The 12,405-nt window shown below is 63.3% G+C and carries 11 protein-coding genes; 6 read left to right on the plus strand and 5 right to left on the minus strand.

Annotation, left to right across the window (positions count from 1 at the left end; translation table 11 throughout):
- Positions 1-15 precede the first annotated feature (15 nt).
- The 3 genes from D3880_RS12015 to hutU form a co-directional block, all read right to left on the minus strand.
- Positions 16-1,428 carry an amino acid permease gene (locus tag D3880_RS12015; protein ID WP_119893661.1) on the minus strand — a complete coding sequence of 471 codons (1,413 nt, stop codon included), beginning with the start codon at positions 1,426-1,428 and terminating at the stop codon, positions 16-18.
- A gap of 112 nt (positions 1,429-1,540) precedes the next feature.
- Complete coding sequence (gene hutH, locus D3880_RS12020; RefSeq protein WP_119893662.1) at positions 1,541-3,073, minus strand: histidine ammonia-lyase; 1,533 nt, start codon at positions 3,071-3,073, stop codon at positions 1,541-1,543.
- A gap of 2 nt (positions 3,074-3,075) precedes the next feature.
- Entirely contained in the window at positions 3,076-4,761 is a 1,686-nt protein-coding gene (gene hutU, locus D3880_RS12025) for a urocanate hydratase (protein ID WP_119893663.1), read from the minus strand.
- Between the two features lie 75 nt (positions 4,762-4,836).
- Here hutU and D3880_RS22765 point away from each other — a divergent pair, with 75 nt between their 5' ends.
- From D3880_RS22765 to D3880_RS12045, 5 genes are all read left to right on the plus strand, one after another.
- A complete protein-coding gene (locus D3880_RS22765) occupies positions 4,837-4,974 on the plus strand; it encodes a hypothetical protein (protein WP_162934997.1) in 138 nt (45 codons plus the stop codon).
- A gap of 89 nt (positions 4,975-5,063) precedes the next feature.
- On the plus strand, positions 5,064-5,696 hold the full coding sequence (locus tag D3880_RS12030) for a malonic semialdehyde reductase (protein WP_119893664.1): 633 nt from the start codon (positions 5,064-5,066) through the stop codon (positions 5,694-5,696).
- Between the two features lie 307 nt (positions 5,697-6,003).
- Positions 6,004-6,798, plus strand: a complete 795-nt coding sequence (locus tag D3880_RS12035) for a transporter substrate-binding domain-containing protein (RefSeq protein WP_119893665.1) — start codon at positions 6,004-6,006, stop codon at positions 6,796-6,798.
- A gap of 69 nt (positions 6,799-6,867) precedes the next feature.
- Positions 6,868-7,890, plus strand: a complete 1,023-nt coding sequence (locus D3880_RS12040) for an amino acid ABC transporter permease (protein WP_119893666.1) — start codon at positions 6,868-6,870, stop codon at positions 7,888-7,890.
- On the plus strand, positions 7,883-8,617 hold the full coding sequence (locus D3880_RS12045; protein ID WP_119893667.1) for an amino acid ABC transporter ATP-binding protein: 735 nt from the start codon (positions 7,883-7,885) through the stop codon (positions 8,615-8,617). The genes D3880_RS12040 and D3880_RS12045 overlap by 8 nt, the downstream gene beginning before the upstream one ends.
- Before the next feature lie 616 nt (positions 8,618-9,233).
- On the opposite strand, the gene D3880_RS12050 is transcribed toward D3880_RS12045, so the two are convergent.
- Together D3880_RS12050 and hutC are read right to left on the minus strand one after the other, a co-directional pair.
- Entirely contained in the window at positions 9,234-9,824 is a 591-nt protein-coding gene (locus D3880_RS12050; protein WP_119893668.1) for a HutD/Ves family protein, read from the minus strand.
- Positions 9,821-10,573 carry a histidine utilization repressor gene (hutC, locus tag D3880_RS12055; RefSeq protein WP_119893669.1) on the minus strand — a complete coding sequence of 251 codons (753 nt, stop codon included), beginning with the start codon at positions 10,571-10,573 and terminating at the stop codon, positions 9,821-9,823. The genes D3880_RS12050 and hutC overlap by 4 nt, the downstream gene beginning before the upstream one ends.
- 95 nt (positions 10,574-10,668) lie before the next feature.
- Between hutC and D3880_RS12060 the strand changes: the two genes are divergently transcribed.
- Positions 10,669-12,033: a formimidoylglutamate deiminase gene (locus D3880_RS12060; protein ID WP_119893670.1), complete on the plus strand. Its 1,365-nt coding sequence runs from the start codon at positions 10,669-10,671 to the stop codon at positions 12,031-12,033.
- Positions 12,034-12,405: the final 372 nt, after the last annotated feature.

Below are 12,405 nucleotides of genomic sequence, written 5' to 3' on the forward strand. Positions count from 1 at the left end.
GAACACTCCGCTTACCTATCTATGCGTGGAGAACAGGTTCGAGGCCGCCAACCCCGGTTTGGCTACCGCCGGCCTGACCCACAGCCAGTAAGCGATAGACAGCAGGGCAATCCATACGGCACCGACATACAGGGCCATGCGCGAATCGGGGAAATAGCCGAGCACGGCGAAGATGAACAGCATGAAGACGATGGCCGCGGCCGGCGCGAAAGGCCAGAACGGCACCGGAAACTTCAGCGCGGCGGCTTCTTCCTTGCTCAGCGAACGGCGCATGGCGACCTGTGACAGCAGAATCATCAGCCAGACCCAGACTGTGGCGAAGGTGGCGATCGAGGCGATCAGCAGGAACACGTTCTCCGGAATCAGGTAGTTGAGCAGCACGCCGATCAGCAGAGCGCCGCCCATCACCAGCACCGTCATCCAGGGTACACCCTGGCGCGACAGGCGCGCGAAGCCTGCTGGAGCCTGCCCCTGACGAGCCATGCCATACATCATCCGCCCAGCGCCGAAGATGTCGCTGTTGATGGCGGAGACGGCGGCCGAAATCACCACGACATTGAGGATGGCCGCCGCCGAGGCGATGCCCAGGCTGTCGAATATCTGCACGAAGGGGCTGCCCTGGCTGCCGATCTGCGGCCAGGGGTAGATCGCCATCAGCACGAACAGGGTCAGCACGTAGAACAGCAGGATGCGCGCCGGCACCGCGTTGATCGCCTGTGGGATGACCCGCTGCGGGTCCTTCGCCTCACCGGCGGTGATGCCGATGATCTCGATGCCGCCGAAGGCGAACATGACCACGGCAAAGGAAGCGATGAGGCCGCCGATGCCGTTGGGCATGAAGCCGCCATGCGCCCACAGGTTGTGGATACCGGTGGCCGCCCCGCTCCCCTCGGCGCTGCCCAGGCCATAGAGCATGATGCCGAAGCCTGCCGCGATCATCGCCACGATGGCGCCGACCTTGAGCAGCGACAGCCAGAACTCCAGCTCGCCGAAGACCTTGACGTTGCACAGGTTGAGCGCGCCGATGAACAACACGATCGCCAGTACCCAGATCCAGCGCGGCACTTCCGGGAACCAGAAGCCCATGTAGACGCCGAAGGCGGTCACGTCCGCCAGGCAGACGATGATCATCTCGAAGGCATAGGTCCAGCCGGTGATGAAGCCGGCGAGCGGCCCCAGGTAGCTGCTGGCGTACTGGCCGAACGAGCCGGCCACCGGGTTGTGCACCGCCATCTCGCCGAGGGCGCGCATCACCATAAACACGGCGGCGCCACCGATCAGGTAGGCCAGCAGGACAGCCGGCCCTGCCATCTGGATAGCCGCCGCAGAGCCATAGAACAGGCCCGTACCGATGGCCGAGCCAAGCGCCATGAAGCGGATATGACGCGCAGTGAGGCCGCGCTGCAAGCCGTTGGAATGCTGTTGCATTTCGCTTTCCTGATTATTTTTGTCGGGCGAAAAGCCGTGCGCAGCCCGCGAGACAGGCCGCGCACGGCAATTGGGTCGGGCCGGGAATCAGGCTTCCCGGCTTAGAGCCTGCTTAGAGGCTCGGTAACAGCTGGGCCGGCACCAGTACGTTCAGGCAGCGCGACGCCAACAGTTGGCCGGCCGCCTCGATATCTGGGGCGAAGAAGCGATCCTGCTCGAAGTGGGACACCCGCTCACGCAGCGCCTGCCGCGCCTGCTCCAGCTTCGGCGAGGTCTTGCGGCCTTCACGGAAGTCCAGGCCCTGGCAGGCGCCCAGCCACTCCACGGCGAGAATGCCGCGCACGTTGTCGGCCATCTCCCACAGGCGTTTGCCGGCAGCCGGCGCCATCGACACATGGTCTTCCTGGTTGGCCGAGGTCGGCAGGCTGTCGACGCTGTGCGGATGCGCCAGCGCCTTGTTCTCGCTGGCCAGTGCGGCGGCGGTGACCTGGGCGATCATGAAGCCGGAGTTGACCCCGCCATTGGCCACCAGGAACGGCGGCAGCTGCGACATGTGCTTGTCCATCATCAACGAGATGCGCCGCTCGCTCAGCGAGCCGATCTCGGCGATGGCCAGCGCCAGGTTGTCGGCGGCCATGGCCACCGGCTCGGCGTGGAAGTTACCGCCTGAGATCACATCGCCCTCGGCGGCGAACACCAGTGGGTTGTCGGACACCGCGTTGGCCTCGACGCTCAAGACTTCGGCGACCTGACGGATCTGGGTCAGGCAGGCGCCCATCACCTGCGGCTGGCAGCGCAGGGAATAGGGATCCTGCACCTTGTCGCAGTCCGCGTGGGACTGGGAGATCTCGCTGCTGGCCGTGAGCAGATCGCGATAGGCCGCGGCGGCATCGATCTGCCCGCGCTGGCCGCGCGCCGCGTGGATGCGCGGATCGAAGGGCGCCCGCGAACCGAGCATGGCCTCGACGCTCAGGCTGCCGCAGACGGTCGCGGCGGCGAACAGATCCTCGGCGGCGAACAGGCCGCGCAGCGCGTAGGCGGTGGAGACCTGGGTGCCGTTGAGCAGCGCCAGGCCTTCCTTGGCCGCCAGGGTCAGCGGCTCGAGCCCGGCCTTGGCCAACGCCTCGGTGGCCGGCAGCCACTCGCCACGATGGCGCGCCTGGCCCTCGCCGAGCAACACCAGGGACATATGCGCCAGCGGCGCCAAGTCGCCTGAGGCACCCACCGAGCCCTTGAGTGGGATATGCGGGTAGACCTCGGCATTGATCATCGCGATCAGCGCATTGATCACCGTCCGGCGGATGCCGGAGAAGCCCCGCGCCAGGCTGTTGACCTTGAGCACCATGACCAAGCGCACCAACGCATCGTCGAGCGGCTGACCGACACCGGCGGCATGCGACAGCACCAGCGAGCGCTGCAGGTTTTCCAGGTCCTCGGTGGCGATGCGGGTCTGCGCCAGCAGGCCGAAGCCGGTGTTGATGCCGTAAGCCGTGCGGCCTTCGGCCAGAATCTGTTCGACACAGGCCACACTGCGCTCGATGGCATCCGCGGCGCCGTGATCCAAGGTGATGTGCACCGGGCCCTGATGGATAAGGCGCAGTTGAGCCAGGGTCAGTTGGCCGGGCAATAGGTTCAGCGTGTTCATGTTTAGGCTCCTTTAACCGAGTTGATCATCGGCAGGTTGAGGTCCTGCTCGCGGGCGCAGTCGATGGCGATCTGGTAACCGGCATCGGCATGGCGCATCACCCCGGTGGCCGGGTCGTTGTGCAGCACGCGGGCGATGCGCGCCGCGGCGTCGTCGCTGCCGTCGCAGACGATGACCATCCCCGAGTGCTGGGAGAAGCCCATGCCGACGCCGCCGCCATGGTGCAGCGAAACCCAGGTGGCGCCGCTGGCGGTATTCAGCAGGGCGTTCAGCAGCGGCCAGTCGGAGACCGCATCGGAGCCGTCCTGCATGGCTTCGGTTTCGCGGTTGGGGCTGGCCACCGAGCCGGAGTCGAGGTGGTCGCGGCCGATCACGATCGGCGCGGACAATTCGCCGCTGCGGACCATTTCGTTGAAGGCCAGCCCGAGCTTGGCGCGCAGACCCAGGCCGACCCAGCAGATGCGTGCCGGCAGGCCCTGGAAGCTGATGCGTTCGCGGGCCATGTCCAGCCAGCGGTGCAGATGCTCGTCGTCCGGGATCAGTTCCTTGACCTTGGCGTCGGTCTTGTAGATGTCCTGCGGGTCGCCGGACAAGGCGGCCCAGCGGAACGGGCCTATGCCACGGCAGAACAGCGGGCGGATATAGGCCGGGACGAAACCGGGGAAGTCGAAGGCATTGGCGACGCCCTCCTCCTTGGCCATCTGGCGGATGTTGTTGCCATAGTCGAAGGTCGGCACGCCCATCTTCTGGAAGTCCAGCATGGCCTGCACATGCACCGCCATGGACTGCTTGGCGGCCTTGACCACCGCGGTCGGCTCGCTCTTGGCGCGTTCGCGGTACTGCGCCCAGGTCCAGCCGATCGGCAGGTAGCCGTTCAGCGGGTCATGGGCGCTGGTCTGGTCGGTGACCAGGTCCGGGCGCACGCCACGGCGCACCAGTTCCGGGAGGATTTCCGCGGCGTTGCCACAGAGGGCGATGGAGATGGCGCGGCCTTCTGCAGTGTACTTGGCGATGCGCGCCAGGGCGTCGTCGAGGTCGCTGGCTTGCTCATCGACGTAACGGGTCTTCAGGCGAAAATCGATGCTGCTCTGCTGGCACTCGATGTTCAGTGAGCAGGCACCGGCGAGGGTGGCCGCCAGCGGCTGCGCGCCGCCCATGCCACCGAGGCCGGCGGTGAGTACCCAGCGGCCCTTGAGGCTGCCGCCGTAATGCTGGCGGCCAGCTTCGACGAAGGTTTCATAGGTACCCTGGACGATGCCCTGGCTACCGATGTAGATCCAGCTGCCGGCGGTCATCTGCCCGTACATGGCCAGGCCCTTGGCGTCCAGTTCGTTGAAGTGCTCCCAGCTGGCCCAGTGCGGCACCAGGTTGGAGTTGGCGATCAGCACGCGCGGCGCGTTGCTGTGGGTCTTGAACACGCCGACCGGCTTGCCCGACTGCACCAGCAGGGTCTCGTCGTCATTCAACTGCTTGAGGGTCTCGACGATCTTGTCGTAGCACTCCCAGTTGCGCGCGGCACGGCCGATGCCGCCATACACCACCAGCTCCTTGGGGTTCTCCGCCACTTCCGGGTCGAGGTTGTTCATCAGCATGCGCAGCGGCGCCTCGGTCAGCCAACTCTTGGCATTCAGCTGGTTGCCGCGCGGGGCGCGGATTTCGACGTCTCGGAAACGGTTTGGCTTGTTCATGACGGGCCTCTGGTGAAGATGGTTATCTGCTTGTTCTTGTGTGGTCGCCACAGCAAGGCATGCAAATATGTAAGCATGTATATACAACTCAATCAAGCAGAATTTCACCCCCTCTTTCTGCCGGCCGGCCACCTGCCGCAGGCGGCATCCGGCCTGGTCCAGCGCCGGCTGATGGCGCTGGATGATGCGGCCGAGCGCGCATTATTTGCCTGAAGGCCGAGCGCCACAGGCTATGTTTGTAAAGGGCACGTGACCGCTGCGACAGCCCTGCCGTGCGGCAAGCCCTGCTTGAGGAGACTGCGATGAGCAAGCTATTGAGTGAAGACGGAAAGGACCTGCTTTTTCGCAGCGCCCGCACCCACAGCGCCTGGCTCAAGAAACCCGTGAGCGACGAAACCCTGCGGCAACTCTACGACTTGATGAAGTGGGGGCCGACCAGTGCCAACTGCTGCCCCGTGCGCATCCTCTTCCTGCGCACAGCTGAAGCGAAGCAGCGCTTGCTACCTGCCCTCGCGCCGGGCAATGGGGAAAAGACCATGGCCGCGCCCGTAACCGCCATCATTGCCTACGACACAAAATTCTACGACTTGCTGCCGAAACTCTTTCCCCATGCCGATGCCCGCGCCTGGTTCGCCGCTACGCCCGAACTCGCCGAGATCACTGCCCGGCGCAACAGTTCTTTGCAAGGCGCGTATTTCATGATCGCGGCACGCGCACTGGGGCTGGACTGCGGGCCGATGTCCGGCTTCGACAACGCCAAGGTCGATCATGAGTTCTTCCCGGCCGACAAGGCGCAGAACGAGTTCCAGATGGAGCACTTTGCCGACAGTCACGTGAAGTCCAATTTCTTGTGCAATCTGGGCTATGGCGACTCGAGCAAGCTGCACCCCCGCAGCCCACGGCTGGATTTTGCCGAGGCCTGCCAACTGCTCTGATGGCGCGCCAGGCAAGAGCGCAACGAACCTCTGGCAGCGTCACCGGCGCCAACCCCGTGAAGCTGCCAGCCACGGCCACCGGCCCTGTCCTGGCGAGAATAAACTTCCCAGCCGGCGTAACAATGGGTAACGGCGCCTGGTTTCCCTGGGTCATGAATATCCTTTCACTCTCCCCCATTTCCCAATGAGCCGTGGCTTTCAGCTCAGGCGCGAGTGTTGGTCCACGTCTTGCTTATATGTATATACAGGCGCGATCAAGATATTACGTGCCTATATAAAGGCAACCCACCCAACAAGAAGAGACTCCATGAGAAAACTCCTCGCGATGTTTTTGCTGTCAGCCTGCACGCTCACCGGGATCACCGCCCACGCCGGCGCCATTGATGACGCGGTCAAGCGCGGCACCTTGCGGGTCGGCATGGACCCGACCTACATGCCGTTCGAGATGACCAACAAGCGCGGCGAAATCATCGGCTTCGAAGTCGACCTGCTGAAGGCCATGGCCAAATCCATGGGTGTCAAGCTGGAGCTGGTATCGACCAGCTACGACGGCATCATCCCGGCGCTCTTGACCGACAAGTTCGACATGATCGGCTCAGGCATGACCCTGACCCAGGAGCGCAACCTGCGCATCAACTTCTCCGACCCCTTCATCGTGGTCGGCCAGACCTTGCTGGTGCGCAAGGAGCTGCAAGGCAAGATCAACTCCTACAAGGACCTCAACGACCCGCAATACCGCATCACCTCGAAGATCGGCACCACCGGCGAGATGGTCGCCAAGAAGCTGATCGCCAAGGCCCAGTACCACGGCTTCGACAACGAGCAGGAAGCGGTGATGGATGTGGTCAACGGCAAGGCCGACGCCTTCATCTACGACGCGCCGTACAACGTGGTGGCGGTGAACAAGGCCGGCGCCGGCAAGCTGGTCTACCTCGACGAGCCGTTCACCTACGAGCCGCTGGCCTTCGGCCTGAAGAAGAACGACTACGACAGCCTCAACTGGATCAACAACTACCTGCGCCAGGCCAAGGAAGACGGGGCTTACGCGCGCATTCACGACAAATGGTTCAAGAGCACGGACTGGCTCAAGGAAATGGAATAAGAAGCAGCGCAATCAGCGGGGTCCGGCCCCGCTGATTGCGGCCTTGAAGCCTGTGGTCGAGAACTCTCTATGAATACGCAGAAAAAACTCCAATTACCCTGGCAGGCGCTGGTCAAACTCCCCACGGGAGCAGGTTCCCGAAGAACCCGCCTGTGGCCATGGCATGCGCTGACTGGCTTGATCCTGATCGTCGTGGCCTACGGCCTCTGGTACTCCACTTCGCTGATCTCCTACGAGTGGCGCTGGAACCGGGTACCGCAGTATTTCGCCTACCAGGCCGAAGAGGCGCAGCGCGCCGCCGACTATGCCCGGGTCGAAGCGATCGAGGTGCAAGGCGCTACTGCTCGCGTGACCCTGGCCGGGGACTCGGGCGCCAGGCAGGTGCTGGAGGTCGATCAAGACAGCCTGCGAGTCGCTCAGGGCGATGATGTTGCCGAGGGCGACGCAGTCGGTGTGACCCACCACTGGGCCGCCGGGCCACTCTTCTGGGGGCTGTGGACCACGCTGTGGATTTCCGTGCTATCAGGCGCTCTGGGACTGCTGCTCGGCCTGGCCACCGGCCTCTGTCGGCTGTCGAAGAACCCGACCCTGCGTGACCTGTCGACCGTCTACGTCGAACTGGTGCGCGGCACGCCGCTGCTGGTGCAGATCTTCATCTTCTACTTCTTCATCGGCACGGTGCTCAACCTGTCGCGCGAGTTCGCCGGGGTGGCGGCGCTGGCGCTGTTCACCGGCGCCTACGTGGCCGAGATCGTCCGCGCCGGGGTGCAGTCGATCGTCAAGGGACAGAACGAGGCGGCCCGTTCGCTCGGTCTGACCGCGCCGCAGGCGATGCGCCACGTGATCCTGCCGCAGGCGTTCAAGCGCGTGCTGCCGCCGCTGGCCGGGCAGTTCATCAGCCTGGTCAAGGACACCTCGCTGGTCTCGGTGATCGCCATCACCGAACTGACCAAGAGCGGTCGCGAGGCGATCACCACCTCATTTTCCACTTTCGAAATCTGGTTCTGCGTCGCCGCGCTGTACCTACTGATCAATTTGCCTCTGTCGCAAATTGCCAACCGACTGGAGCGGAGGCTCGCCCAAAGTGATTGAAGTCCGTGACCTGGTAAAAGTCTTCGACGCCCGCGGCCAGCAGGTGCGCGCGGTGGATAACGTCAGCACCCGGGTGGCCAAGGGCGAGGTGCTGGTGGTGCTCGGCCCGTCCGGCTCCGGCAAGTCGACCTTCCTGCGCTGCCTCAACGGTCTCGAGGCGCTGGATTCCGGCTCGGTAGCCATCGACGGCCTCGACCTGTCCAATCCGAAGACCGACGTCAACGCCTACCGCCGCGAAGTCGGCATGGTGTTCCAGCACTTCAACCTGTTCCCGCACATGACCGTGCTGGAGAACCTGTGCCTGGCGCAGAAGGTGGTGCGCAAGCGCGGCAAGGCCGAACGCGAGGACAAGGCGCGCGCGCTGCTGGCCAAGGTCGGCATCGCCCAGAAGGCCGACGAATTTCCCTCGCGCCTGTCCGGCGGCCAGCAGCAGCGGGTGGCGATCGCCCGCGCGCTGTGCATGGAGCCGAAGGTGATGCTGTTCGACGAACCGACCTCGGCGCTCGACCCGGAAATGGTCGGCGAGGTGCTCGACGTGATGAAGCAGCTGGCCGTGGAAGGCATGACCATGGTCTGCGTCACCCACGAGATGGGCTTCGCCCGTGAGGTGGCCGACCGCGTGCTGTTCTTCGATCACGGCAAGCTGCTGGAAGATGCCGCGCCCGCGCAGTTCTTCGCCCAGCCGCAGGACCCGCGCGCGCAAGCCTTCTTGCGTCAGGTGCTGTAGGTTGGGCTGAGCGCAGCGAAGCCCAACGGCGGTGGCGAAGGCGGCGCATCTGTCGTGATGCGCGATCACCGCTGGGCTTCGTCGCTGCGCTCCTCAACCCAACCTACGTTCTGGGTCAGCCGCGCTGCGGCGTAACCCGCCATGCCCCCGTGGCGTTTATCGCGGTATGCCGGATTGATTCGTAGGGTGGAATCGCCGAAGGCGCTTCCACCGTTAACCGCGCGAACCGTTCGGCCACAACTCCGACTTGTCGGCAAACTCCCGCCCTGTGTGGGCGTTTGTTTTTGTGGGGTGGGTTGATGACGGATTACGCCGCTGCGCGGCTAATCCAGCCTACGTGGCTAGGGTCTGTTGACGTTTCGTCACGGCCGCGACGGAGCCTGTTTTTGCGCGGGGCTAGGCGCGAGACGCGAAGTTTGGTCGTTCCAAATGAGCGTCGAGCAACGACGCGCCGCGCAAAAACAGGCCCGTCCCTGCGGGTTGCGCGGCAAATGGCGCCATGCGTCGTTGCGGGACTTGGCAAGGGAACGACCATTCCCTGCGTCCCGCGCCTAGCCTGGCGCCATTTGCCGCGGCAACGCGGTTCGCGACGAAACGTCAACAGACCCTAGGATAGTTATCGGGGGGTTAATTCGATCAGGCAGCAGCTGCCCGCGCTTGCCGCCTGAATCTGCAACTCCGCCAGCCCAGGCTCGCGCTCGAAGTGCAGGCAATCGTAACGCCCCAAGATGGGGCAAGCGGCGGCGTCCAGGCGCACCTCAAGCCCGTCAGCGGCACTGAACAACAGCAGCGTAGGCGCCGAGCTGAACAGTCGTTGCGGCTGCTCCAGCGCCAGCCATTGCAGACGCGCCAGGTAACGATCGGGCGAATAGATCAGGTTGAAGTCACGGATAGCGCCCGCCAGCAAACGGCAATCCACCTGGCTGTCACCGGCAAAGGCAAAGGGCTCGAGGGCCAGCAGTGGCCGCGATAGCCGGCCATCCACCTGCAACTGCATGCCGCCGCCTTCCAGGACGGTGATGATGCGCTGGTAGCCATTGAAGGCAGAGAAGCCCCCCGCCTCGCCGACATCGGCGATTGACAGCCGCCAGCCAAAGCTGTCCAGGCTTGCGCCGCCATCCCGGGCAATCTCCAGGGTGCTGCCCGCGCCATTCTTCCAGGGCATGCGCGGATAGTCGGCGGCTCTATGGGTCTGAGTCCGGGTCATGAGCTGAAACGCCCCTCCAGGCGGTGCCGCGAGCCCGGATGCAGCAGACGCGCCGAAGTGACGGCCTGGTTGCCGGACCAGGTGCGCCGGCGAATCAACAGGCAGGGCTCGTTGCGCTCGATCTGCAACAGCCTGCACTCCTCGGCCTCGGCAAGGATCGCCTCGACCACATGCTCGCCCTCGGTCAGCGGTGCGATCCGGGACAGGTAGGCATAAGGCGTGAGCTGGGTGAAATCCTGTTTGAGGTAATCCGGGGCCACTGCGGCATTCACGTAGCGATCTTCGAGCTGCACCGCGACGTCATTCTCGTAGTGCACGATCAGCGAATGAAACACCCGCTGCCCTTCACGCATATCCAGCGCCAAGGCCCGCTCCGGGCTGGCCAACTCTTCGGCCAGACGAATCACCTTGCAATGATGGCGGTGACCGCGCGCGCTGATCTCGTCGGCGATGTTATTCACCGCAAATAGGGCCGAACGCCCTTTCGGCTCGGCGACGAAGGTTCCAACCCCCTGCATGCGCAGCAACAAACCATCGGCGGTGAGTTCACGCAGGGCGCGGTTGATGGTCATGCGGCTGAACCCCAGCTCCTCCACCAGCTCGCTTTCCGAAGGAACTCGGTGGTGGGCCGGCCAGGCGCCACTCTGGATCTGCTGGATGATCATCTGTTTGACCTGGGCATAGAGGGGCGCTGGTACATCACTGAGCTGATCGGCCAGCGAAGAAGACCTCAAGAGCTGTTTCGACATGTGATTCTCCTTGTCAGCCTGGACAGTAGTTTACTCTCGCCGCAAACGCATGTATATGTATATACAAATAAATGCGAGTCCACAGGTTAGCCATTATGCCTGCATTCATAGCGCCCTGCGCACTGTTGCCCGAAGGCTGGGCGCACGATGTGCGCCTGGAGATTTCCACTTCCGGCATCTTGGAAAAAATCACCATCGGCGGCGCGATTGAAGGCGCGGAGCGCTTGCGTGGCCCGGTGCTGCCGGGCATGCCCAACCTCCACTCGCACGCGTTCCAGCGCGCGATGGCGGGGCTGGCGGAGGTCGCGGGCAACCCGAATGACAGTTTCTGGACCTGGCGGGAACTGATGTACCGCATGGTCGGCCGTCTTTCTCCTGAGCAGGTGCAGATCATCGCTCGGCAGCTCTACATCGAAATGCTCAAGGCCGGCTACACCAGCGTGGCGGAGTTTCACTATGTGCATCATGACGTCGACGGCACGCCCTACGCCGATCCGGCCGAGCTGGCCTGGCGTATCAGTGCAGCCGCTAGCGACGCCGGCATAGGCCTCACCCTGCTGCCTGTGCTCTACAGCTACTCAGGATTTGGCAGTCAGCCGCCTACTCAAGCTCAACGCCGTTTTATCCACGGCACCGATAGCTACCTCGACCTACTGGCTCGATTGCAATCACGGCTGGCGGCGAAAGAGACGCAGAGGCTCGGGCTTTGCTTTCACTCTCTTCGGGCGGTATCACCGGAGCAGATCAACCTCGTGCTGAGCAACGCCAAGGCTGATCAGCCGATCCATATCCATATTGCCGAACAGATGAAAGAAGTCAGCGATTGCCTGGCCTGGTCAGGGCGCCGTCCATTGCAATGGCTCTATGACAATGTTCCGGTCGACGAACGCTGGTGTTTGGTCCATGCCACGCATGCTGAACCCGATGAGGTTGCGGCAATGGCACACAGCGCTGCGGTGGCAGGCCTGTGCTTAACCACAGAGGCCAATTTGGGCGACGGCATATTCCCCGCGGTCGATTATCTCGGCCAGGGTGGCCGCTTCGGTATCGGCTCTGACAGTCACGTATCGCTGAGCGTGGTCGAGGAGTTACGCTGGCTGGAATACGGTCAGCGCTTGCGTGACCAAAGGCGCAACCGGCTCTACCGAGACGGCCAGCCGATGATTGGTCGTAACCTTTACGATGCCGCCTTGAGTGGCGGAGCTCAGGCACTTGGGCAGAATGTCGGAGCGCTTGCGGTAGGCAAACGGGCCGACCTGCTGGTTCTCAACGGTGAGAACCCGTACCTGGCAACTGCCAAGGGCGATGACATTCTCAACCGCTGGTTGTTTGCTGGAAGCAACTCCCAGGTCTGTGACGTCATGGTTAGCGGGCGCTGGGTGATCAGGGGCGGACGCCATGCCGAAGAAGAACGTAGCGCTCAAGATTTTGCCGAGGTGTTGCGCACTCTTTTGGCTTGAGTAAATGCACTGATTGCCTCATCTGGGTATGGCACAGCTCATCGCTGCGAAAGGCCCGCCAGGAACCGATCGGCCGCTCGCTAACGCGGCCTGCCCCATCCGCTACGACGCACTGCCCCAATCCATTGCGATCCCGATGGGCCAAGCTTGATCCAGGCCATGCCAGCGATGCCCCAGTGGATAAATTTTGGATTGCCCAAATCGCAGCCGATCGTTGACGCCATTTTCTCGGCTCTACGCCAGCCTCCTCCCCCGCGCTCTATTCTCGCGAGAATTTCTGAGTCGTGCCTGCTTGATAAAGCAGCGTCAGAACCCCGCTAACTTTCTAATTTTTATGATGAAAAATCGTAAATATTTGCTACGATCGGGAAG

Origin of the sequence: Pseudomonas cavernae (genome assembly GCF_003595175.1) — a bacterium.
Lineage (GTDB): Bacteria > Pseudomonadota > Gammaproteobacteria > Pseudomonadales > Pseudomonadaceae > Aquipseudomonas > Aquipseudomonas cavernae.

What these genes read in the sequence shown, in the direction of transcription:
- D3880_RS12015 (WP_119893661.1), bottom strand. Translation starts at nt 1,428, where the DNA reads ATGCAACAGCATTCCAACGGCTTGCAGCGCGGCCTCACTGCGCGTCAT.
- hutH (WP_119893662.1), bottom strand. Translation starts at nt 3,073, where the DNA reads ATGAACACGCTGAACCTATTGCCCGGCCAACTGACCCTGGCTCAACTG.
- hutU (WP_119893663.1), bottom strand. Translation starts at nt 4,761, where the DNA reads ATGAACAAGCCAAACCGTTTCCGAGACGTCGAAATCCGCGCCCCGCGC.
- D3880_RS22765 (WP_162934997.1), top strand. Translation starts at nt 4,837, where the DNA reads ATGTATATACAACTCAATCAAGCAGAATTTCACCCCCTCTTTCTGCCG.
- D3880_RS12030 (WP_119893664.1), top strand. Translation starts at nt 5,064, where the DNA reads ATGAGCAAGCTATTGAGTGAAGACGGAAAGGACCTGCTTTTTCGCAGC.
- D3880_RS12035 (WP_119893665.1), top strand. Translation starts at nt 6,004, where the DNA reads ATGAGAAAACTCCTCGCGATGTTTTTGCTGTCAGCCTGCACGCTCACC.
- D3880_RS12040 (WP_119893666.1), top strand. Translation starts at nt 6,868, where the DNA reads ATGAATACGCAGAAAAAACTCCAATTACCCTGGCAGGCGCTGGTCAAA.
- D3880_RS12050 (WP_119893668.1), bottom strand. Translation starts at nt 9,824, where the DNA reads ATGACCCGGACTCAGACCCATAGAGCCGCCGACTATCCGCGCATGCCC.
- hutC (WP_119893669.1), bottom strand. Translation starts at nt 10,573, where the DNA reads ATGTCGAAACAGCTCTTGAGGTCTTCTTCGCTGGCCGATCAGCTCAGT.
- D3880_RS12060 (WP_119893670.1), top strand. Translation starts at nt 10,669, where the DNA reads ATGCCTGCATTCATAGCGCCCTGCGCACTGTTGCCCGAAGGCTGGGCG.